Source organism: Rhodococcus sp. YH1 (assembly GCF_009939605.1).
Taxonomy (GTDB): Bacteria; Actinomycetota; Actinomycetes; order Mycobacteriales; family Mycobacteriaceae; genus Rhodococcus; species Rhodococcus aetherivorans.
The window spans coordinates 1-1,011 of the sequence record NZ_WVTE01000198.1; the positions used below are offsets into that span (position 1 = coordinate 1).

General features: G+C 72.5%; 1 protein-coding gene. It reads right to left on the reverse strand.

Features of this window, described 5'->3' with window-relative positions; genetic code table 11:
• Positions 1 to 347: 347 nt before the first annotated feature.
• Positions 348 to 1,011, reverse strand: a 664-nt coding sequence (locus AIIKEEIJ_RS14740) for an SDR family oxidoreductase (RefSeq protein WP_161995956.1), incomplete at its 5' end; no start/stop codon positions are given.

A 1,011-nucleotide genomic window follows, 5' to 3' on the forward strand; every position in this document is an offset into this window, starting at 1 on the left:
GTGCCGACGAGCGCGGTGCCGCCCAGCGCGGTGCCGACGAGCGCGGTGCCGGGCCCGCGCACCGCGCGCACCGATCGTGGATCCGCTCCTCGAACGGGCCCATTACCCGGCCGCACCGCACGCACCTGCTCGGCCTCATCGCCGCCCACGCCTCCCGCCACTCACCGACTCGTGTCCGCTCCATCCTCGTCGGCGTCGGTCACGGTTCGGTCGCGGGGGGAGGTCGACGCTGTGGTCGCGCCCGGATTCGGGGCCCGCGTCCCGTCGAACAGGTGCGGTGGACGGAACCGGACACCGACACACGTCGCGACAATTGTCGATGTCCGGGACCGTTGTCGGCGACGGGCTCAGTCCACCTGCGGCGCCCACTGGACACCGTTGATGTGGGCGCCGCCGTCGACGAACAGCGTGTTGCCCGTCACGTAGCGGGAGGCGTCGCCGGCGAGGAACACCGCGACGGGCCCGATGTCCTCGACCGGATCGCCGATCCGGCCCATCGGGTTGGCCGCCGCCGACGCGGCCGCCATCTGCGGGTTGGCCTCGGCCACCCGCCGGAACGCCTCGCTCTGCGCGCCCGGGCAGATCACGTTGCAGCAGATCTGCTTCGGCGCCCATTCCCGCGCGGCGGTGCGGGTGAGGGTGCGCAGCGCCTCCTTGGCGGCGTTGTACTGCACGGAGTACATGTGCGCGTTGACGCCGTTGAGGGAGCACAGGTTGATCACCCGGCCGGTGCCGCGACGCTCGAGTTCGGGAAGGGCGCGCCGCATCGCCCAGAACGCGGCCATCACCGCCATGTCGAAGCCGCCGCGCAGCTGCTCGTCGGTCATGTTCTCGAACCGGGCGTACCCCGAGCTGCGCCACGCGTTGTTGACGAGGATGTCGAGGCGGCCGAACCGCTCGACCGCGGCGTCGACCATCGCGTGGACCTGGCCCTTGTCGGTGATGTCGGTGCGCTGGAAGTGGGCGCGCACGCCCCACTCGTCCCGCAGCCACCGGGCCGTGCCGGCGCCG